Source organism: Arthrobacter sp. 210 2, assembly GCF_059093025.1.
In genome coordinates, this window is sequence record NZ_JBNHIE010000002.1 from 154,024 (window position 1) to 172,892 (window position 18,869).

General features: G+C 66.8%; 19 protein-coding genes and 1 tRNA gene. 12 read left to right on the forward strand and 8 right to left on the reverse strand.

The window, feature by feature from the left end; translation table 11 throughout:
* Window positions 1-7: 7 nt before the first annotated feature.
* The 3 genes from pstC to pstB all read left to right on the forward strand — a co-directional run bounded on the left by pstC (window position 8) and on the right by pstB (window position 2,908).
* Window positions 8-940: a phosphate ABC transporter permease subunit PstC gene (gene pstC / locus AC5RWA_RS05130; RefSeq protein WP_079596804.1), complete on the forward strand. Its 933-nt coding sequence runs from the start codon at window positions 8-10 to the stop codon at window positions 938-940.
* Entirely contained in the window at window positions 941-2,053 is a 1,113-nt protein-coding gene (gene pstA / locus AC5RWA_RS05135) for a phosphate ABC transporter permease PstA (RefSeq protein WP_494056799.1), read from the forward strand. It abuts the gene before it with no gap.
* Window positions 2,054-2,128: 75 nt separating this feature from the next.
* Window positions 2,129-2,908, forward strand: a complete 780-nt coding sequence (gene pstB, locus AC5RWA_RS05140; protein ID WP_079596802.1) for a phosphate ABC transporter ATP-binding protein PstB — start codon at window positions 2,129-2,131, stop codon at window positions 2,906-2,908.
* Window positions 2,909-3,009: 101 nt separating this feature from the next.
* Here the strand turns inward: pstB and AC5RWA_RS05145 are convergent, their stop codons facing one another.
* From AC5RWA_RS05145 to AC5RWA_RS05160, 4 genes are all read right to left on the reverse strand, one after another.
* Entirely contained in the window at window positions 3,010-3,411 is a 402-nt protein-coding gene (locus AC5RWA_RS05145) for a hypothetical protein (RefSeq protein ID WP_115523996.1), read from the reverse strand.
* Between the two features lie 165 nt (window positions 3,412-3,576).
* Window positions 3,577-4,590, reverse strand: a complete 1,014-nt coding sequence (locus AC5RWA_RS05150) for an inorganic phosphate transporter (RefSeq protein ID WP_079596800.1) — start codon at window positions 4,588-4,590, stop codon at window positions 3,577-3,579.
* 1 nt (window position 4,591) lies between these two features.
* On the reverse strand, window positions 4,592-5,209 hold the full coding sequence (locus tag AC5RWA_RS05155; protein ID WP_115523997.1) for a DUF47 domain-containing protein: 618 nt from the start codon (window positions 5,207-5,209) through the stop codon (window positions 4,592-4,594).
* A 303-nt stretch (window positions 5,210-5,512) separates the two neighbouring features.
* Window positions 5,513-6,172: a hypothetical protein gene (locus tag AC5RWA_RS05160; RefSeq protein WP_079596798.1), complete on the reverse strand. Its 660-nt coding sequence runs from the start codon at window positions 6,170-6,172 to the stop codon at window positions 5,513-5,515.
* A 176-nt stretch (window positions 6,173-6,348) separates the two neighbouring features.
* Between AC5RWA_RS05160 and AC5RWA_RS05165 the strand changes: the two genes are divergently transcribed.
* A tRNA-Lys gene (locus tag AC5RWA_RS05165) sits at window positions 6,349-6,421 on the forward strand.
* A gap of 402 nt (window positions 6,422-6,823) precedes the next feature.
* Here the strand turns inward: AC5RWA_RS05165 and AC5RWA_RS05170 are convergent.
* Window positions 6,824-7,534 (reverse strand): DUF4397 domain-containing protein, encoded by a 711-nt coding sequence (locus tag AC5RWA_RS05170; protein WP_494056800.1) that lies wholly within the window; start codon window positions 7,532-7,534, stop codon window positions 6,824-6,826.
* Window positions 7,535-7,669: 135 nt separating this feature from the next.
* The gene (locus AC5RWA_RS05175; protein WP_494056801.1) at window positions 7,670-8,275 is read right to left on the reverse strand and encodes a M23 family metallopeptidase; all 606 of its coding nucleotides are present in this window, start codon (window positions 8,273-8,275) and stop codon (window positions 7,670-7,672) included.
* A gap of 133 nt (window positions 8,276-8,408) precedes the next feature.
* Here AC5RWA_RS05175 and AC5RWA_RS05180 point away from each other — a divergent pair, with 133 nt between their 5' ends.
* From AC5RWA_RS05180 to AC5RWA_RS05200, 5 genes are all read left to right on the forward strand, one after another.
* Window positions 8,409-9,431: a LacI family DNA-binding transcriptional regulator gene (locus AC5RWA_RS05180; protein ID WP_494056802.1), complete on the forward strand. Its 1,023-nt coding sequence runs from the start codon at window positions 8,409-8,411 to the stop codon at window positions 9,429-9,431.
* Between the two features lie 133 nt (window positions 9,432-9,564).
* Window positions 9,565-10,401 (forward strand): DUF4397 domain-containing protein, encoded by an 837-nt coding sequence (locus tag AC5RWA_RS05185; RefSeq protein ID WP_494056803.1) that lies wholly within the window; start codon window positions 9,565-9,567, stop codon window positions 10,399-10,401.
* A 129-nt stretch (window positions 10,402-10,530) separates the two neighbouring features.
* Window positions 10,531-11,274, forward strand: a complete 744-nt coding sequence (locus AC5RWA_RS05190) for a class F sortase (protein WP_494056804.1) — start codon at window positions 10,531-10,533, stop codon at window positions 11,272-11,274.
* 50 nt (window positions 11,275-11,324) lie between these two features.
* Window positions 11,325-11,903 carry an RNA polymerase sigma factor gene (locus AC5RWA_RS05195; RefSeq protein ID WP_494056805.1) on the forward strand — a complete coding sequence of 193 codons (579 nt, stop codon included), beginning with the start codon at window positions 11,325-11,327 and terminating at the stop codon, window positions 11,901-11,903.
* A complete protein-coding gene (locus AC5RWA_RS05200; protein WP_494056806.1) occupies window positions 11,890-12,780 on the forward strand; it encodes an anti-sigma factor in 891 nt (296 codons plus the stop codon). The genes AC5RWA_RS05195 and AC5RWA_RS05200 overlap by 14 nt, the downstream gene beginning before the upstream one ends.
* Before the next feature lie 58 nt (window positions 12,781-12,838).
* Here AC5RWA_RS05200 and AC5RWA_RS05205 read toward each other — a convergent pair whose 3' ends face one another.
* Window positions 12,839-13,324, reverse strand: coding sequence for a hypothetical protein (locus AC5RWA_RS05205; protein WP_104443465.1), 486 nt, complete (start codon window positions 13,322-13,324; stop codon window positions 12,839-12,841).
* A 183-nt stretch (window positions 13,325-13,507) separates the two neighbouring features.
* Between AC5RWA_RS05205 and araB the strand changes: the two genes are divergently transcribed.
* From araB to araA, 3 genes are all read left to right on the forward strand, one after another.
* The gene (gene araB, locus AC5RWA_RS05210) at window positions 13,508-15,250 is read left to right on the forward strand and encodes a ribulokinase (protein WP_494056807.1); all 1,743 of its coding nucleotides are present in this window, start codon (window positions 13,508-13,510) and stop codon (window positions 15,248-15,250) included.
* Window positions 15,247-15,942, forward strand: a complete 696-nt coding sequence (locus AC5RWA_RS05215; RefSeq protein ID WP_494056808.1) for an L-ribulose-5-phosphate 4-epimerase — start codon at window positions 15,247-15,249, stop codon at window positions 15,940-15,942. The genes araB and AC5RWA_RS05215 overlap by 4 nt, the downstream gene beginning before the upstream one ends.
* Window positions 15,943-16,009: 67 nt before the next feature.
* Complete coding sequence (araA, locus tag AC5RWA_RS05220; RefSeq protein ID WP_494056809.1) at window positions 16,010-17,530, forward strand: L-arabinose isomerase; 1,521 nt, start codon at window positions 16,010-16,012, stop codon at window positions 17,528-17,530.
* 91 nt (window positions 17,531-17,621) lie between these two features.
* Here araA and AC5RWA_RS05225 read toward each other — a convergent pair whose 3' ends face one another.
* A complete protein-coding gene (locus tag AC5RWA_RS05225; RefSeq protein ID WP_494056810.1) occupies window positions 17,622-18,530 on the reverse strand; it encodes a GAF and ANTAR domain-containing protein in 909 nt (302 codons plus the stop codon).
* Window positions 18,531-18,869 lie beyond the last annotated feature (339 nt).

The window sequence follows — 18,869 nt, forward strand, 5'->3', positions numbered from 1 at the left end:
CCGTCGAATGACCGCCACCCCCTTGACCAGTAACCAGGGCGCCGCCCGCGCCGGGGACAAGATATTTTCCGGCGCAGCACTGGCCGCCGGTTGCCTCATCCTCGCCGTCCTCTTCGGCGTCGCGCTCTTCCTGGTGGTCCAGGCAATCCCTGCGCTCACAGCCCCGGCCGCCGAGATCCAGGGCGGGGAAGGCTTCTTCGCCTACATCTGGCCCATCGTGATCGGCACGCTCATTGCGGCTGCCATCGCACTGGTGATCGCCACTCCGATCTCCATCGGTGTGGCCCTGTTTATCTCGCACTTCGCCCCCCGCCGCCTGGCGGCAGGACTGGGCTACGTGGTGGACCTGCTCGCTGCCATCCCGTCCGTGATCTACGGCGCCTGGGGTGCCGCTTTCCTGGCCAAGGAAATCTCCCCGGCCTACAACTGGCTCGCCGCGAACATGGCCTGGCTGCCCATTTTCCAGGGACCTGCCTCCGCCACCGGCAAGACCATCCTGACGGCCGGCATCGTCCTGTCCGTTATGGTGCTGCCCATCATCACCTCCCTGTCCCGCGAGATCTTCCTGCAGACCCCCAAACTGCACGAGGAAGCCGCGCTTGCCCTCGGTGCCACGCGCTGGGAAATGATCAAAATGTCCGTCCTGCCCTTCGCCCGGCCAGGGATCATCAGCGCCGTCATGCTGGGCCTGGGCCGTGCGCTCGGCGAGACCATGGCCGTGGCCCTGGTGCTCTCCTCCGGCGCACTGACAGCCAGCCTGATCCAGTCCGGCAACCAGACCATCGCCGCGGAAATCGCCCTGAACTTCCCGGAGGCAAGCGGTCTCAAGGTCAGCACGCTGATCGCCGCCGGCCTGGTCCTGTTCGTCATCACCCTGGCCGTGAACATGATCGCGCGCTGGATCATCACCCGGCACAAAGAATTCTCGGGAGCCAACTAAATGACCTCCACGCTTACCCCGGTGCGCAGCAAGCGCTCGGCACTCACCAAGGGCCAGCTGCCCAAGTACGCCCCCTACGTGGTCCTGGCCGCCTCGCTCATTGTGGGCGCGGCCATCCTGGCGCTCGTGGGCTTCAATGCCTTCGGCTGGGGGATTGTCTCGGCACAGCTGTTCGCCATCGGCCTGGTGTCCTGGAGCGCGGTGGTTGAGGGTTCCCGCAAGGCGAAGGACAAACTGGCCACCTGCCTGGTGGTGGGATCCTTCCTGGTGGCACTGCTTCCGCTGATTTCGGTGATCTGGACCGTCCTCGTGAACGGCGTGCCAGGCCTCCTGAACCCCGGGTTCCTCACCACCTCCATGAACGGCGTCACCGGCGTGTTCGACAACCGGGCGGTGGAGAACGGTACCCCTGTGCTGGGCGGCATTTATCACGCCCTCCTGGGCACCGTGCAGATCACCCTGCTGGCCACCCTCATCTCCGTCCCGGTGGGCCTGCTCACGGCCATCTACCTGGTGGAGTACGGCAACGACGGCCGCCTTGCCCGGGCCATCACCTTCTTCGTGGACGTGATGACCGGCATCCCGTCCATCGTTGCCGGCCTGTTCGCCGCGGCCTTCTTCTTCGCCGTGGTGGGCCCGGGCACCAAGACCGGTGCCGTGGCCGCCGTCGCCCTCTCAGTGCTGATGATCCCCGTGGTGGTGAGGTCCAGCGAGGAGATGCTGAAGATTGTCCCCAACGAGCTGCGCGAGGCGGCGTACGCCCTGGGCGTGCGCAAGTGGCGCACCATCGTCAAGGTGGTCATCCCGACGGCGATCTCCGGCATCGCATCCGGCGTCACCCTGGCCATCGCCCGGGTTATCGGCGAGACGGCTCCCATCCTGGTCACGGCGGGCTTTGCCACCAGTATCAACTCCAACGTCTTCGGCGGGTGGATGGCTTCGCTTCCCACGTTCATCTACACGCAGATACTGAACCCCACCTCGCCGGCCAACCCGGACCCGTCCTCCCAGCGGGCCTGGGGCGCCGCCCTGGTGCTGATCATCCTGGTGATGATCCTCAACCTGGGGGCCCGGCTGATCGCCAGGGTCTTCGCCCCCAAGACGGGGCGCTGACCGCCCGCAGTGCCCTTCCGGTACACCCCGCCGGATCCTAGACTTCAATTCATACCCAGTTAGTGAAGGAACACCATGTCTAAGCGCATCGACGTCAAGGACCTGAACGTGTACTACGGCGACTTCCTCGCCGTGGAGGACGTCACCATCAACATCGAGGCCAAGTCCGTCACCGCCTTCATCGGCCCGTCCGGCTGCGGCAAGTCCACGTTCCTGCGGACCCTGAACCGCATGCACGAGGTCCTCCCCGGCGCCCGGGTGGAGGGCGAGGTCCTGCTCGACGGCGACAACCTGTACGGCCCCGGCGTTGACCCGGTCACGGTGCGCTCGCAGATCGGCATGGTGTTCCAGCGCCCCAACCCGTTCCCCACCATGTCCATCCGGGACAACGTGCTGGCGGGCGTCAAGCTGAACAACAAGAAGATCTCCAAGGGCGAGGCGGATGTCCTGGTGGAACGCTCGCTGAAGGGCGCCAACCTGTGGAACGAGGTCAAGGACCGCCTGGAGAAGCCCGGTTCGGGGCTGTCCGGCGGCCAGCAGCAGCGCCTCTGCATCGCCCGCGCCATCGCGGTGGAGCCGCAGGTGATCCTCATGGACGAGCCGTGCTCCGCCCTGGACCCCATCTCCACCCTGGCCATTGAGGACCTCATCAACGAGCTCAAGGACCAGTACACCGTGGTGATCGTGACGCACAACATGCAGCAGGCTGCCCGCGTTTCGGACCGGACCGCGTTTTTCAACATCGCCGGCACCGGCAAGCCGGGCAAGCTGATCGAGGTGGGCGATACCCACACCATCTTCAGCAACCCGAGCCAGAAGGCCACTGAGGACTACGTCTCCGGCCGTTTCGGATAAACATCCGCTTCGGATAAACATCCGCTTCGGATAGACACCGCTGGGAACGCCGCTGCCGCCTGAGGGTTGGCAGCGGCGTTTTTGTGCTTGTGGCGGCCGTGCTATTCCGGGACTTCCAGCTGGAAGCCGCAGCGGCAGCGCAGCACCCTGGTGGGCAGGCACACGGCGCTGAGCCCGCTTCCGCTGGTGCTGCTCCGGTAGCAGAGCCGTTCGATCTCGAACTCGGCTTCCTCCATGGGAAAGCCGCAGTGGATGTAGTCGTCCCCGAAAACAATCACTTTCGCCATCCAGCGCACCTGGTGCAGTGCCGCCGCAACATCGGCGGCGTAGGCAAGGTGCTCCTGGAACAGGTTGCAGTCATTGCAGGTGTAGGAGACGGTGACCAGGTCCCCGCCCACGGCTCCCAAGGCCATGATGGCGTGGATGGTGAGCCGGTGTTCGGTTCCGCAGGTCCCGCATTGGAGCGGCCGTGGCTGGGGGTGCCGGGGATTCGAGGTAGACATGATGCCTGCTCATTTCCGCGATGTGCATCCGGGCCGCCGGCATCCTGCAGCGGCTAACGCCCGTGGCCCTGCACGCGGCGGCGGGCGGCAGTCCCCGGCGACAGTGCGGAGGGGGCTTCATCCGAATCTACGTCACCGGCGTACGGCTGTACAGGGTTTTGGGGGTCAGCCGCCGATCGGGGAAAGCGCCAGTGCCAGGACGAAGGCCAGGGCGGCCGTGGCGGCCGGTGTCAGGACCCAGAGGCCCACAATCTGGATCACCAGCTTCCGGTTGGTGACCGAAAAGTGCTGGTTCTCGCCCGCACCCAGGACGGCCGAGGTGACCGTATGCGTGGTGGACAGCGGCCAGTGCAGCCCGATGGCGCCCAGGAACAGTATTACGGCGCTGAAGATTTGCGCCACAGAGCCCCTTAGCGGATCGATGCGGGTGATCTTGTATCCGATGGTGTGGGATATCCGCCAGCCGCCGAACAGCGTCCCCGCCGTAATCATCACCGCGGAAAGCAGGGCCACCCACATAGGGATGGTGCCGCCGTCGGAATAGCCTGCGGCCAGGAGGGAAAGCAGCAGGACCGCGCTGACCCGCTGGCCGTCCTGCAGGCCGTGGCCGAAGGCGACGGCCCCCGCCGCGATGGCCTGGCTGCGGCGGAACCGCTGGTTGACCACGTTGGGCTGGGTGTGGCGTGCCGCCCAGGTGGCGGGGTAGACCAGCATGAATGCTCCGCTGTAGGCCACCAAGGGGGACAGGACCAGCGGGAGGACCACCTGGAACAGCAGTGACTGGTCCACGCCGCCCACGCCGGTGCCGCCCACCGCCAGGCTCGCCAGACCGGCACCGGCCAGGCCGCCCACCAGCGCATGGGTGGAGGATGCGGGAATGCCGCGCCACCACATCAGCAGCCCCCAGGCGAAGGCGCTCGCCAGTCCCGCCACCACGATGCTCAGGCCGTCCGTCCCCGGCGGCAGGGTGATCCAGTGCTGGCTGACGGCCACGGCCAGGGTGGCACTCAGCAGTGCACCAATGAAGTTGAAGAAGGCGGCCAGCAGTACCGCGACGCTGGGAGTCAGCGCACGGGTACGGGTGGCCACCGCAACCGAGGTGGAGACGTCGCGGAAGCCGTTCAGGAATGCAAACCCGGCGGCCAGCAGGACCACCACGCCGAAGATGACTGGCGTCACCCTAGGATTCCTTGACGATGATGCTGCCCACCTGGGTGGCGATCCGCCGCATGTCCTTGGTGACCTCCACCAGCTGGTTGGCGATGTCCCGGTTGCGCGAGTACTGAGCCCACTTCATGTCCTTGATCATGTCCGCCACCCACACCCGGTGCGTCCGCTCGGCGCGTTTGGCCAGGCGCAGGATTTCGATCCAGTAATCCTCAAGGTCATCGAGGTTGTTCAGCCGGCGCATGGCATCCACGGTCAGTTCGGCCTGCCGGCTGATGATCTCCAGCTGGTCCGCCGCCCGCTTGGGCAGCCGCTCCAGCTTGTACAGGGCCACCAGCTCCGCGGCGGCGTCCAACTTCTCCATGGCTTCGTTGAGGTAGCGGGAGAGGGCGTACATGTCCTCCCGGGGGAGCGGGTTCACGAAGCTGGTGCGCATGTGGGTCAGGAGGGCGAAATGCAGTTCCGCGGACTTGGCCTCGTGGTTGTGCATGTCCTCAACGAGTTTGCCGTGTTCTGCCGCGGGGACTCCCAGGATTTCCGCGAGGGTGGCGCCGGCCAGCACAATCTGCTGTGCCATCTCAGAGAGGAGGTTCAGCCCGGCGGGCTCCTGGGGAAAAAGGCGCAGCTTCACAGTAATTACCGGTCTCCGGGGAAAGTACAGGGCGGGGATTGCCGCCGTGTGACTTGACCCCGGCAGGCAACTGACGCTAACTCTACCGGTCCGTAACTGCACGGCTGAAAAGGGCCCGCGGAAAATCGGCTGACAGGAAACGGGCAGAAAAATGGTGCCGAACCGGATACGCCTCTCGGCGGTAGGCCGCTCTAGGCGGCTGAGTGTTGAAGCCCGGGGGTTTCGCGGTTCGGCACCGGTTTCAGTTTTCTACGTTGCCGCCCGCAAGTCAATCTTGACAGGTGGGCCACTGCGGGGGACGGGTCAGTCCAGTTCGCCCAGACGCCATGCGTTGGCGGCATGCTCCAGGTCTTCGGCTGTTTTGACCAGCTGGTGCGAATTGCGCGTCAGCCTGCTGGCGTGCGCCTCGTTGGCGTGCTCGGCGCCATCCGCGATGGTTGCCTGGCCGAGGGCTACCACGCGGCAGAAAGCGGCGGAACGTTCCAGCGCGACGTCGAACTCGCCGTCGAACGCCCCGGACAGGATGGCATCGGCCATGGCGATCATCTCGTCCGCGCCGGGAGGCTCGGCTGCACCTGCCACCACATTGGAGACCTGCGCGGTGTCCTTGCCCGCACGGAAGTACACGGAGATACGCTCCGGGTCCTGGACGGTGGCGGCACGCAGGGCATAAAGCCGCCACAGCGCACCGGGAAGTGAACGGGCGGGACTTTCGGCCCACATCTCCGCGATGGCTTCAAGGCCCTGCTCGTCGGCGAGCTTCACCAGCCGCTCGGTAACCACGGGATCGTCGCTGTCCCGGCCGTGGCGGACCAGCGCCTGGGCGGCAAGGTGGGCGGCCTCCGAGACGCGGGCGGGATCGGCGCCGCCCGCGAACGGCTCGAAGTCGATGGGAGCGAAGGGTTTGGGCTTGTGGTGCCGGTTCGCGCCGCCGTAAGGACTGGATCCTGCTTGCTCACTCATGCCCCCACGCTACTCCTGTGCCGCAATGGAAATCGAGCATCCGGGGGCCCTCTTCCATGTCCGACGGCGGCGCCCGGGTTGTGTGCGGAGACGCCGGAACCATGGGTTAGAGTATTAACGTCCAGAAATGGATTGGGCCGGACGGGCGGACACAGCGTGTTCCAACCAGCCGGCAGGGGCCTTTAGCTCAGTTGGTAGAGCATCGGACTTTTAATCCGTGGGTCGTGGGTTCGAGCCCCACAGGGCCCACCGTTTAAGCAGGCCAGAGGCATTTAGCCCCTGGCCTGCTGTGGTTTTCCGGGGCACGGCGAGGGGCTGCTGGACGGCATCGGAAACCTCACGCCTGAACCGACGGAAGTAAGCGGCACCCGCCTGGTGACGCATGGTCCCGAGCGCCTGGGCGGAAACAAGGCGCCGCCCCTGGCATCCTTGACTCTGGCTGAACTCAAGGATGCGGTCGTTCGGAATATGGCTCCAGCGGACCGTCTGCGACGACGGCACCCATAAAGGACCCTCAGCCCATACCGAGCCCGTGAACACGCACTCCCTGTTTGGCCAAGACAAGACAGCGGGGCCACCCGTAAGGTGACCCCGCTGCACATGCGATGTGGTGGCGCCGTCGTTTGCTGCGAACGCCGTTACAAGTGGATGTCAGTGGCCGCCGCGCCACTTCTTCCCGGAGTCAACAACCTGTACTGCGGCGGCCAAGGTGCCGTCAGCCAGGCTGCCCCAGGCATAAATGATCGTGTTTTTGCCGCCCTCAACGGTAAAGTCGGCCGGCCCGATCACGGGGGCGGTTGTCCCGGCGGCGGCAACGGAGGCTGAGATGGTGCCGGCCTTCAGCTTCAGGGTCGCCTCGTCAGGATTGCTGAGCCCTTCGATCACTGCGGTTCCACCGGCCAGGACGTCGACGGCGGGGGCTGCGGCTACGTGCCTGACCGTCAGCTTGCCTTTATTGTCGTTGCGGGGAGCCTTGGTGTCGTTGGTGAAGAGTGTGGCTGTTGGGGCACCGCCGGCGTCGAGGTGGGCCACCGCAGTGTAATTTCCGCCGTTGTCGAGTTCAACGGTAACGGGCCCGATCACCGGATTGTCGGCGTTGGGGGCGTCGGAGCCGGTGATGGCGATTTTGTAGTCGCCGGCTGCAAGTTCCAGGGGACCGGCCAGGCTTCCGGGTTTGAAGTTGTCCAAGGTGCGGTTGCCGTTGACCCATACGTCCACGGTCAGGCCGGGTACACCGTGCAGGACCGAGAGCTTGGCTGGGTCCTCACCGTGGTGGTGCCAGCCTCCGGCCTGGGCTGGAGCCGCGAAGGTCAGTGCGGCTGCGAGCGACAGTGCTCCGGCGGCGATGGGTGTTTTGCGCATTTCAAACTCCTCAGAGGGACGCCCGGGGACGGGCTGTGTTTGTGCTGACACCTCTACTACCGGCGGACTGTCCTCCGTGGATGCAAATTCATGAATCTTTTAAACGCGGGGCTGGTTGCCGTCACCCCGCTGCTGCTACGCCAGGATGATTGTGCCGTTCGGCGGCAGCCCGTCCGGGAACATGATGGGAACCGGGGCAGCCACTGCCGGGTCGGGGGAGTCCATCGCCTGCAGGTGAAGGTGCGGCTCGGTGCTGTTGCCGGAGTTGCCGCAGGTCCCCACCGGATGACCGGGTACAACTGCCTGGCCCGGTTGCACGCAGATGCTCCCGCGCTTGAGGTGGCACAGGGCGATGAACACCCCGTTGCTTTCGAGGACCACGTGATTGCCCGCCAGGCCAACCCAGCCTCTGCGCACCCTGCCGGCCTGGGTGGCTGCGTAGCCGATCGACGGAAAGCCACGGAAGCTCCCGTGATCCGTTTCGCCGTCATGGACCGTCCTCACCGTCCCTGCCACCGGAGCGATCACAGGCCGCCCGAACCCGATGAACTTCTCCGGCCGCTCGGGCCGGAAGGCCGACAGCAGGCTGAACGGCGCAGAGCGTCCGCTGCCGTCGACCGGTGTGAAATCTATCGAATACCCCGTGCCGAACAGGTGCGTGCCGTGGCTGGGCACCCGGTTCGCGGGGGAGTTCTGCACCAGCCACCGGCCCCTGAACGGATAGGAGAGGTTCACCGTCATGCACCGAGCCTAGGCCCGCCCGCTGCTCCCGGGCTTGTTCGCGGGTCAGAACCTTGAAGGCCCGGATCCGCGAACAAGCCCCGGACGGCCCCCCGGTTGTGCCGTGGACGTCCTCCCCGCCCACAATAGGCACATGGCAAAAAGCAGCAAGGGCAGGATGCCGCGTCTGGAAGACGTGGCGGACGTTGCCGGTGTTTCCCATCAGACGGTCTCCCGCGTGGTCAACAACCATCCCAACGTGAGCAAGGCCACCCGCGAAAAGGTGGAGGCCGCCATTGCGGAGCTGGGGTACCGGCGGAACACCGCTGCCCGCAGCCTTGTAACCCGGCGCTCGCAGACCATCGGCGTGCTGGCCAGCGAGCTGGCCCAGTACGGCCCGGCCAACACGCTCCTCGGCGTGGAGCAGGCCGCCCGCGACGCCGGCTACTTTGTCAGCATCGCCGCGCTGCGTGAAGTCAGCCGCGACGCAATTTCGGACGCCGTCAGCCACTTCATGGACCAGGCCGTGGACGGGATCGTGGTGCTGGTGCCGCACTCGGACACCCTGCTGGCCCTGGACGAAATGGAGCTTTCAGTTCCCGTGGTTGCGGTGGGGTCCCTCGGCAACAGCAACGTCAGCGGGGCAATGGTGGACCAGCGCCACGGCGCCAAGCTCGCCGTCGAGCATCTCATCGGCCTGGGGCACCGCCAGATCGGCCACGTCTCCGGGCCGCCGGACTGGACGGACGCCGGCGAGCGCGCCGAAGGGTGGCGGGAGGCCCTCGGGGAGGCCGGGCTCCCTGACGGCCTCCTGGCGGAAGGCGACTGGAGCGCCGGCAGCGGCTACGACATCGGCCGCACGCTGGCGGCCCGGCGCAATGCCACGGCGGTTTTCGTGGGTAATGACCAGATGGCACTGGGCCTGCTGCGGGCGTTTGCCGAAGCGGGCGTCCGGGTGCCCGACGACGTCTCCGTCGTGGGCTTCGATGACCAGCCGGAATCGGGGTACTTCACCCCGCCCCTCACCACCGTCCGCCAGGACTTCGAGGAGCTCGGCCGGCGCTGCATGGACATCATGCTGAAGGAGATCGAAGCCGGGGCAGCCGTCAGCTCCACCGTTGTCACCCCGGAACTGGTCCTCCGGGCCAGCACCGCGCCGCCGGCCGCCGCCGGATAAGGGACCGCAGCGGCGCACCGCAAAAATCCGCGCAAAGAATTTTCCATGAATCTGCATCCAACTCCGGGCCTGCGCCAGTAGTAGAGGTGTAAGCAAAAAACGCCCGCCAGCCGGGCCGATCAAGGAGAAGGACATGCGCAACACGATCTTCACAGCAGGTGCCGGTGCAGCGGCAATCGCGGCTGCAATCGCTCTCGCCGGCCCCGCCCAGGCAGCCGAAGGAGACGCACAGCTCTCCGTGCTGCATGGCGTCCCCGGACTGACCGTGGACGTCTGGGTCAACGGCGAACGCACCCTGGACGACTTCACCCCGGGCACCCTGGCCGGACCGCTCGCCCTGCCGGCCGGAGCCTATGACCTGGCCATCACGGCCTCGGATGCCGCCGACGCTTCCGCCGCCGTCATCGGGCCCGTCAGCGTAACCCTGGCCGCCAACGGAAATTACACCGCCGTCGCCAACCTGGACGCCGCAGGAAAGCCCACCGCCAACCTCTTCACCAATAACGTGTCGCAGATCGAAGCTGGCAAGGGCAAGCTGACCGTCCGCCATACCGCGGCTGCCCCCGCCGTTGATGTCCTGGCCGGTGGCACCGCCGTCATCAGCAACCTGGCCAACCCGAACGAGCAGACCCTCACACTGGATCCCGGAACCATCCCGGCAGCAGTTGCCGCCGCCGGCACCACGGCCCCCGTGATCGGCCCGGCCGATGTCACCGTTGCCGAGGGTACGCACACCATCGTCTACGCGTGGGGCAGCCTGACGGACAAGAACCTCCAGCTGGCGGTCCAGACCATCGAAGGCCTGCACTCCGCTCCGGGTTCAGTACCGGGCGCCCTTGACGGCTCTGCCAAGACGGCAGCGATAGAACCGGCCGCCATCGCCCTCGGCTTCGGCGCCATCGCGATCGCCCTCCTGTTCGGCGGCATGGGTGCAGCCCGGGCACTGGGCGGACTGCGCAAGCAGCGGTAACAAGAAAAAGCAGTAACAGCAGTTTTTACGAACTGCAGGAGCAGGCCGGCTGCCCGGGGCAATCCGGGCGGCCGGCCATCATCCATCGAAAACCAGCAATCCTCCGGTGATGCGGGAAAGGCCAGCGAGATGAACAGAGGTACGACGACGGCAGGGGAGTCCCGCCGTCGTTCTTTCGATTTTGCGGGTGCTGCCTTCCTCGCGGCGGCCGCGCTGCTTCTTCCCGCCTGTGCCCCTGCCGGTCCCACCCCGCCGCAACCTCCGGCCGCAGCTTCCAGCCCCGCGGCCACCTCCAGTCCGGCTGCCACAGTGGACGGAACAACCTCCCCGCCTGCGCCTCCCGACACCACCGCTCCCGCGGCAGTGCCGGAAGCGGCGGCGCCGGTCGTCCCGGTCCGGCCCGCCACCCTACCGGCGGCGGCGCCGCAAGAGCCCGCCCCAACGTCCCTTACCGTCGCCGGAACGTCGATCGACTTCCCCGTGGTGCCCGGGGGAGTGTCGGACGAAGGGGCGATGGAGATCCCGGACGCGTTCGATGTGGCTGCCTGGTACCGGTTTGGCCCTGCCCCCGGAGCAACGGCCGGCACTGCCGTGATCGCAGGCCACATCGACACAAAGTCGGACAATGCACCGTTTTCGCAGCTGAAATCGCTGGCCGCAGGAATAGCGATCCGCGTGGGGCGTGATGGTGCTCCCGCCCTGAATTACCGGGTGGTCAAGGTCGAATTGATGGCCAAGGACAGCTTTGACGGCGAGGCACTGTTCCGCAGGTCCGGGCCGCACGAACTGAAAGTGGTGACCTGCGGCGGCAGGTGGCTGGACGAGCGGATGGACTACAGCGACAATGTGATTGTCACCGCGGTCCTTGAATGAGCGGTGAGCCAGCCGTGATTCTCGCCACCGATGCCGGGAAGGAGTCCCTCGTGACACTTCCTGGGCAGCCTTCCCGTGGATGGGAAGACGGGCTGACCGATTCCTTCCTCGCAGGGGATGAGCAGGCACTGGCCACCGCCTACCGGGAATTTGCGCCGCTGGTCCACACCCTGGCCCTGCGCTCGCTGGCGGACCGTGCGGCTGCCGACGACGTAACCCAGGAAGTCTTCATCCGGGTCTGGCGCTCCCGGGGCACGTTCAATCCGCAGGTGGCACGGCTCCCCGCCTGGATCGTGGGCATCACCCGGAACGTCATCTCGGACATGCATTCCGCGTCGGCACGGGAAGTACGCAAGGCCGTGGCCGCCGTGGGTGCCGGGATGGCCGATGAAGCAGGTCCGGGAACCGAAGCAGCCGAGGCGCTGGCGGACCGGCTGCTGCTGGACGGGGAACTGGACAGGTTGGGCGAACCCCAGGGCTCCATCATGAAACTCGCCTTTTACGAAGACCTGACGCACGAGCAGATTTCGCGGAAACTGGACCTGCCCCTTGGTACGGTCAAGAGCCACATCCGCCGCAGTTTGACGCACCTGAGGAAAAGATTGGAGGTTGACCATGCCGCACCTTGATCCGGAAGAGTTGAGCCTCCTTGCCCTGTATGGCGACTGGGAGGACGAGGCCAGCAGGGAGCACCTGAGGGTTTGCCCTTCCTGCGCCTCGGACTATGCGGCGCTGCGCCGCACCGTGGACGCCGTGAAAACTGCGCCGGACACCAGCAGCCTGTCCGTCCCCGGTCCGCAGGTATGGGCCGGCATTCACCGCGAACTTGGCCTGTCACCGTCGGTTCGGGAGGATCCGCTGAGTGCCGCCCGGCGTGACAGCGAACGGCACGCCGCCCTGCCCCATGCGGAACGGCCGGTTGCCGGCGATCTGCAGTCCGCCGCCCCTCGGGAGGCCGATCAAGGTGCCGACCCGCAGGATGCCGACCCGCGACGTGCAGTGCGGGACGCTGGACAGCAGGGCCGCGTCCCGCCGTCGGACGCTCCCCATGCCCGCATCTACCCGCGCAAGAACCCCGCCTGGTGGCAGCGCACCGGAACCTGGATGGCCGCGGCTGCGGCAGCGGTCCTGGTGGCCGTGGGCGGGATCTGGGCGCTCAACCGCCCGCCGCAGCCACAGCCGCTCGCGGAAGCCCAGCTGACGCCGCTGGCAGAATACTCAGCCACGGGATCGGCGCGGGTGGTTGAAACGGCGGGCGGCTCGCGCACCCTGGAAGTCACCCTCGACAAGGACGAGGCGCAGGGCTACCAGGAAGTGTGGCTGATCGCTCCCGATCTTTCGCGGCTGGTGAGCCTGGGCGTGATGAATGCGGACTCGGGGACGTTCCAGGTGCCCGAGGGACTGGAGCTCGCCGACTATCCCATCGTGGACGTCTCGGACGAACCCGTTGACGGCAACCCCGCGCACTCCAGCGTCAGCATCGTCAGGGGAACGCTCTCTTCCTGACGCGGCTTCCTGACGGGGCCCCTGCCGCCTCCTGACCGGGCCCTGCCGCCCGGGATTTTCAGTCCTTCCCGGCGCGTTCCTTCCGCCGTTCCTGGAAGAGCAGGCCCAACCTCCCCATCTTGCTCCACTGCGTGACAACGGCCATGGTTACCAGCGCGGCGGCCGTGTGCGCGTACAGCATGAGGTGCAGCGAATGCGGGGCCGCAGCTTCCTGGGATCCTGGTTCGGCCGGCGGAGCTCCCGCGTCATGCCCGTGCCCCGGCAGCGGAACGCCGGAAGAGACCGAGAAGGCGGCGAAGGCCAGGTGCAGGAGCTGCTGCACAAGTCCGGCTGCCAGCAGGATTGCCCAGGCCGGGAGCTGCCGGGGCCCGACCATGGACGCGGCCATCCCGAGCAGCGCGGCCAGGGCCAGGACGATCAGGACCGCCGGGGACTGGCCGCCCGACGCCACGTGCGCGGCCCAGCCAAGTCCGGTGGCAAGGGGACCTGCCAGCCAGACCGGGGCCCCGCTCCCCGCGGGAACCGGGTGCCGGGGGTTGTGCATGTGGTTCCCCTGTCCGTTGAGGTCTTTCCCTGCCTCCTGTCCTTACCCATTCTGCAGCCCAAGCACCCATGGGCTGCAGGGAAACTGCGGCAGATGGCTGTCGAGCTGTTGACTTGGTTCTTGTTAGCGCTCACAATTAAGAGCAAGCCGCGATGTTGCGGCAGCTATTGGAGGAACATTCTTATGAACGCAGTGGACGGCTCGGACGTCTTTGTCATCGGCGTGGACTACGGGACCCTTTCCGGCCGTGCCGTCGTAGTGCGGGTGCGGGACGGCAAGGAGCTCGGCAGCGGCGTGTTCGACTACCCGCATGCAGTGGTTACCGATGCCCTGCCCCGGGACGCGGCAGGGGGCGGGGCAAGCGTCCGGCTTCCCGGCGAATGGGCGCTGCAGGTGCCGAACGACTACCGGGATGTCCTGCGGAATGCCGTTCCCGCCGCCGTCGCGGACGCGGGGATCGACCCGGCCGCCGTCGTCGGAATTGCCACGGACTTTACCGCCTGCACCATGGTGCCGGTGAAGGCCGACGGTACCCCGCTGAACGAACTGCCCGGCTTTGCGGACCGGCCGCACGCCTATGTCAAGCTCTGGCGCCACCATGCGGCGCAGCCGCAGGCAGACCGGATCAACCAGCTGGCCGCCGAGCGCGGGGAGGAGTGGTTGCCCCGGTACGGTGGGCTGATTTCCTCTGAGTGGGAGTTCGCCAAGGGCCTGCAGCTGCTGGAGGAGGATCCCGAAGCGTACGCCGAGATGGACCACTGGGTGGAAGCGGCCGACTGGATCGTGTGGCAGCTCTGCGGCCGGTATGTCCGCAACGCCTGCACGGCCGGCTACAAGGGGATCTACCAGGACGGGCGCTACCCGTTGGAGGACTTCCTGGCCGCCCTGAACCCGCAGTTCAAGGACTTCGTCAGCAGCAAGCTCGAGCACACCATCGGCCGGCTGGGCGACGCCGCCGGATACCTCACGGCCGAAGCGGCCGCGTGGACGGGGTTGCCGGAAGGCATCGCCGTTGCAGTGGGCAACGTGGATGCACACGTCACTGCCCCCGCAGCAAGGGCGGTGGACCCCGGCCAGCTGGTGGCGATCATGGGCACCTCCACCTGCCACGTCATGAACGGCACCGAGCTCCACGCAGTCCCGGGCATGTGCGGCGTGGTGGACGGCGGCATCGTGGAGGGCCTCTGGGGCTACGAGGCCGGCCAGTCCGGCGTCGGCGATATCTTCGGCTGGTTCACCAAATACGGAGTTCCGCCCGCGTACCACCAGGCCGCCGAGGCCGCGGGCCTGGGGATCCACGAATACCTCACCGAACTCGCCTCATCCCAGGCCATCGGCGAGCACGGCCTGATCGCCCTGGACTGGCACTCCGGCAACCGCTCCGTCCTGGTGGACCATGAGCTCTCCGGCATTGTGGTGGGCCAGACCCTCGCCACCAGGCCCGAGGATACCTACCGCGCCCTGCTCGAAGCCACCGCCTTCGGTACCCGCACCATCGTGGACGCTTTCCGTAACTCCGGCGTTCCGGTGAAGGAGTTCATCGTTGCCGGCGGGCTGCTCAAGAACAAGCTCCTGATGCAGATCTACGCGGACGCCACCGGGCTGCAGCTGTCCACCATCGGCTCGGAGCAGGGCCCGGCGCTCGGGTCCGCCATCCACGCTGCCGTCGCCGCCGGGAAGTACGCGGACATCCGGGCGGCCGCCGCCGCCATGGGAGCGGAGCCGGGCGAGGTGTACACCCCCATCCCGGAAAACGTGGCAGCGTACGACGAACTCTTCCAGGAGTACAAGAGCCTGCATGACTACTTCGGCCGGGGAAGCAACGATGTGATGCACCGGCTCAAGGCCATCCAGCGCAGGGCTGCCGGCCCGCTCCCGGGTTCCCCGGCAGTCACAACCCAGGTCGCCGAGGAGGTGTCCGCATGAGCCCGGAAATCCTTGGGACCATTGCACGGATCCGGGAAGAGGTCTGCGCCCTGCACGCCGAGCTGACCCGCTACGGACTGGTGGTGTGGACAGCGGGCAACGTCTCCGCCCGGGTACCGGGCCATGACCTGATGGTCATCAAGCCGTCAGGCGTGTCCTATGACGCCCTGACGCCGGAGCAGATGGTGGTCACCGACCTCTACGGCGTTCCGGTGGCGGGCAACGACGACGGCGAGTGGGGCAATCCGGCGCTGTCGCCGTCGTCGGACACGGCCGCGCATGCCTACGTGTACCGGCACATGCCCGACGTGGGCGGGGTGGTGCATACGCATTCCACCTACGCCACGGCCTGGGCCGCCCGCGGGGAGGCCATCCCGTGCGTGCTCACCATGATGAGCGACGAGTTCGGCGGATCCATCCCCGTGGGGCCGTTCGCGCTGATCGGCGACGATTCGATCGGCCACGGCATTGTGGAGACGCTGAAGAACTCGAACTCGCCCGCGGTGCTGATGCAGAACCACGGTCCGTTCACCATCGGCAAGGACGCCGCATCGGCAGTGAAGGCGGCGGTGATGTGCGAGGAAGTGGCCCGCACCGTCCACATCTCGCGGCAACTGGGTGAGCCCGTGCCCATCGACCAGGGCCACATCGACTCGCTCTACGCCCGCTACCAGAACGTCTACGGCCAGTAACAGCCGGTCACCAACAACGCGGGTAACAGCGCCCGTCGTTGTCACGAAACCTTTTCCAGGAGAACCCATGAGCACTGCAGCAAACACCTCCCTCGACGGTTACGAGGTCTGGTTCCTCACCGGCAGCCAGCACCTCTACGGCGAGGACGTCCTCAAGCAGGTGGCAGCCCAGTCGCAGGAAATCGCCAACCAGCTCAACGCCAGCTCCGCCGTCCCGGTCCGGATTGTCTGGAAGCCGGTCCTGACCGACTCGGACGCCATCCGCCGCACCGCCCTCGAGGCCAACTCGGATGATTCCGTCATCGGCGTGACCGCCTGGATGCACACCTTCAGCCCCGCCAAGATGTGGATCCAGGGACTGGACCTGCTCCGCAAGCCGCTCCTGCACCTGCACACCCAGGCCAACCGGGACCTGCCGTGGGCGGACATCGACTTCGACTTCATGAACCTCAACCAGGCGGCGCACGGTGACCGCGAGTTCGGGTACATCCAGTCCCGCCTGGGCATTGCCCGGAAGACCGTGGTGGGCCATGTGTCCAACCCCGAGGTGGCGCGCCAGGTGGGCTCCTGGCAGCGCGCGGCCGCGGGCTGGGCCGCCGTGCGGACCCTGAAGCTGACCCGCTTCGGCGACAACATGCGCAACGTGGCCGTCACCGAAGGCGACAAGACCGAGGCCGAGCTGCGTTTCGGCGTCGCGGTCAACACGTGGTCCGTCAATGAGCTCGCCGACGCAGTGCACGGCGCTGCCGAGTCCGACGTCGACGCGCTGGTGGCAGAGTACGAGGACCTTTACGACGTGGTTCCGGAACTCCGCGCAGGCGCAGCCCGCCACGAGTCGTTGCGGTATGGCGCCCGGATCGAACTGGGACTGCGGAGCTTCCTGGAAGCGAACGGCTCCGCCGCTTTCACCACCTCCTTCGAGGACCTCGGAGCGCTCCGCCAGCTTCCCGGCCTGGCTGTCCAGCGGCTGATGGCTGCGGGTTACGGGTTCGGCGCCGAGGGTGACTGGAAGACCGCCATCCTGGTCCGCGCCGCGAAGGTGATGGGCGGTGACCTGCCCGGCGGGGCCTCCCTGATGGAGGACTACACCTACCACCTGGAACCCGGCGCGGAAAAGATCCTGGGTGCGCACATGCTGGAGGTCTGCCCGTCCCTGACCGCCGCGAAGCCCAGGCTTGAAATCCACCCGCTGGGCATCGGCGGCAAGGAAGACCCCGTCCGCCTGGTGTTCGACGCCGATGCCTCCCCGGGCGTCGTCGTCGCCCTGTCCGACATGCGGGACCGGTTCCGCCTGGTGGCCAACGCCGTCGACGTGGTGCCGCTGGACCAGCCGCTGCCCAACCTGCCGGTGGCACGCGCCCTCTGGCAGCCCAAGCCGGACTTCGCCACCTCCGCCGCCGCCTGGCTCACCGCCGGGGCCGCGCACCACACCGTCCTGTCCACGCAGGTGGGCATGGACGTCTTCGAGGACTTCGCGGAGATCGCCAGGACGGAACTGCTCACCATCGACGAAGGCACCACCATCCGCCAGTTCAAGAAGGACCTGAACTGGAACGCCGCGTACTACAAGCTGGCCGGCGGCATCTAGGCTGCACGCCCGGGCAGGACAGACACAGCAGGCTCCGGGGGCAAAAGCCTCCGGAGCCTGCTGTGTCTGCCCGCGGTTCGGCGGTCAGCCGTCAGTGACCGAAATGTGCGCGCGGCGGACCTTCCGGAAGCCGTTCCAAGATGTCCTCGGCGATCCTGCGCACCTTGATATTCCGGTGGCTGGACGCTTTGGCAAGGATCGAAAAGGCCTCATGGTACGAGCACCTGTTCTGCGCCATGATCACACCGCAGGCAACGTTGATGGACGTGCGGCTGTCCAGGGCGGAGCGCAGGTCTGAGGCCATGGAGCGGGCCGTGTGCAGGTCGATGGCCATCTGCAGGCTCTTGGCTGCCAGGCCGGCGAAAGCGCGGGCTTCGGCGATGACCTGGAGCGGGAACGCCTTGGCGTCCTGGGCAAAAAACGCCAGTGCCGCGGGAGTTTCCTGTGCCCCGGCGTCATCGTTGCCGGCACTGCTGTTCACCAGCAGCCGCACGCCCAGCACGCTGCCGAATCCGGCCAGCTGGAGCTGGTTGCAGTAGTGCGGCCAGCGGAAGTCCCCATTGCGCTGGAGCACGGCCACTGGCTGGCCGCCGGTCAGCACCTCGCACACCGGTCCTTCCGCCGCCTGGTGCTCCCATTCCAGCAGTTTCACCACGTCGTCGGAGGTGCCGGTGATGGCGGGTGCCCTTTTGGGCTGGTGCACTACCACGCCGCACTCGATCCGGAGCCCTGCCGTCCGGACCACCGACTGTGCGGAGGCGGTCACCAGCCGGTTGAGGGACTCTGCCAACGAGTCCGTGCCCGTGACCAGGTCCAGCAGGAGGCCCGGATTTCCGTTGTCCTGGGGCTTGGCGTCCCGGGATGCTTTGTCCGGGTGGGCGGCCATTCCGACGGCAGGAGCCGGGCGGGCGGTGTGGGTCCTCGGAGGAACAAGAGGGCCGGCGACGGCTGGGGGAGAGGCCTTGGTCTCAAAGGCCTCCTCGTCGCCGGCCCCGCTCATTACCCGTGTCCGTCGGACCGGGAAGCCTGAGCTTATATGTCGTGCATGCATTGCCAGTCTCACACCCCCTCGTGAGCAAGTACCGCGAGCCAGAACACGTCTTGTCTCTGAGATGAACTTAGTTGGGCGGCCGCGGGCGGTGAACGCGTAGGAGGTACTCGTTTTTGAGATTAGGTACTACTTGGTTTTGGGTGCCGATTACTTGCTTTCGGTGTTGCCGCAGGTGGGCGGCCCGGACGTCTCAGCCGGGAAATTAATCCCGCCCTTCCGATTCGCGTCACCCGACCGCTTGACTCACGGAGCACGAGCACCAACAATTATTTCTATAACGTTGTAAAT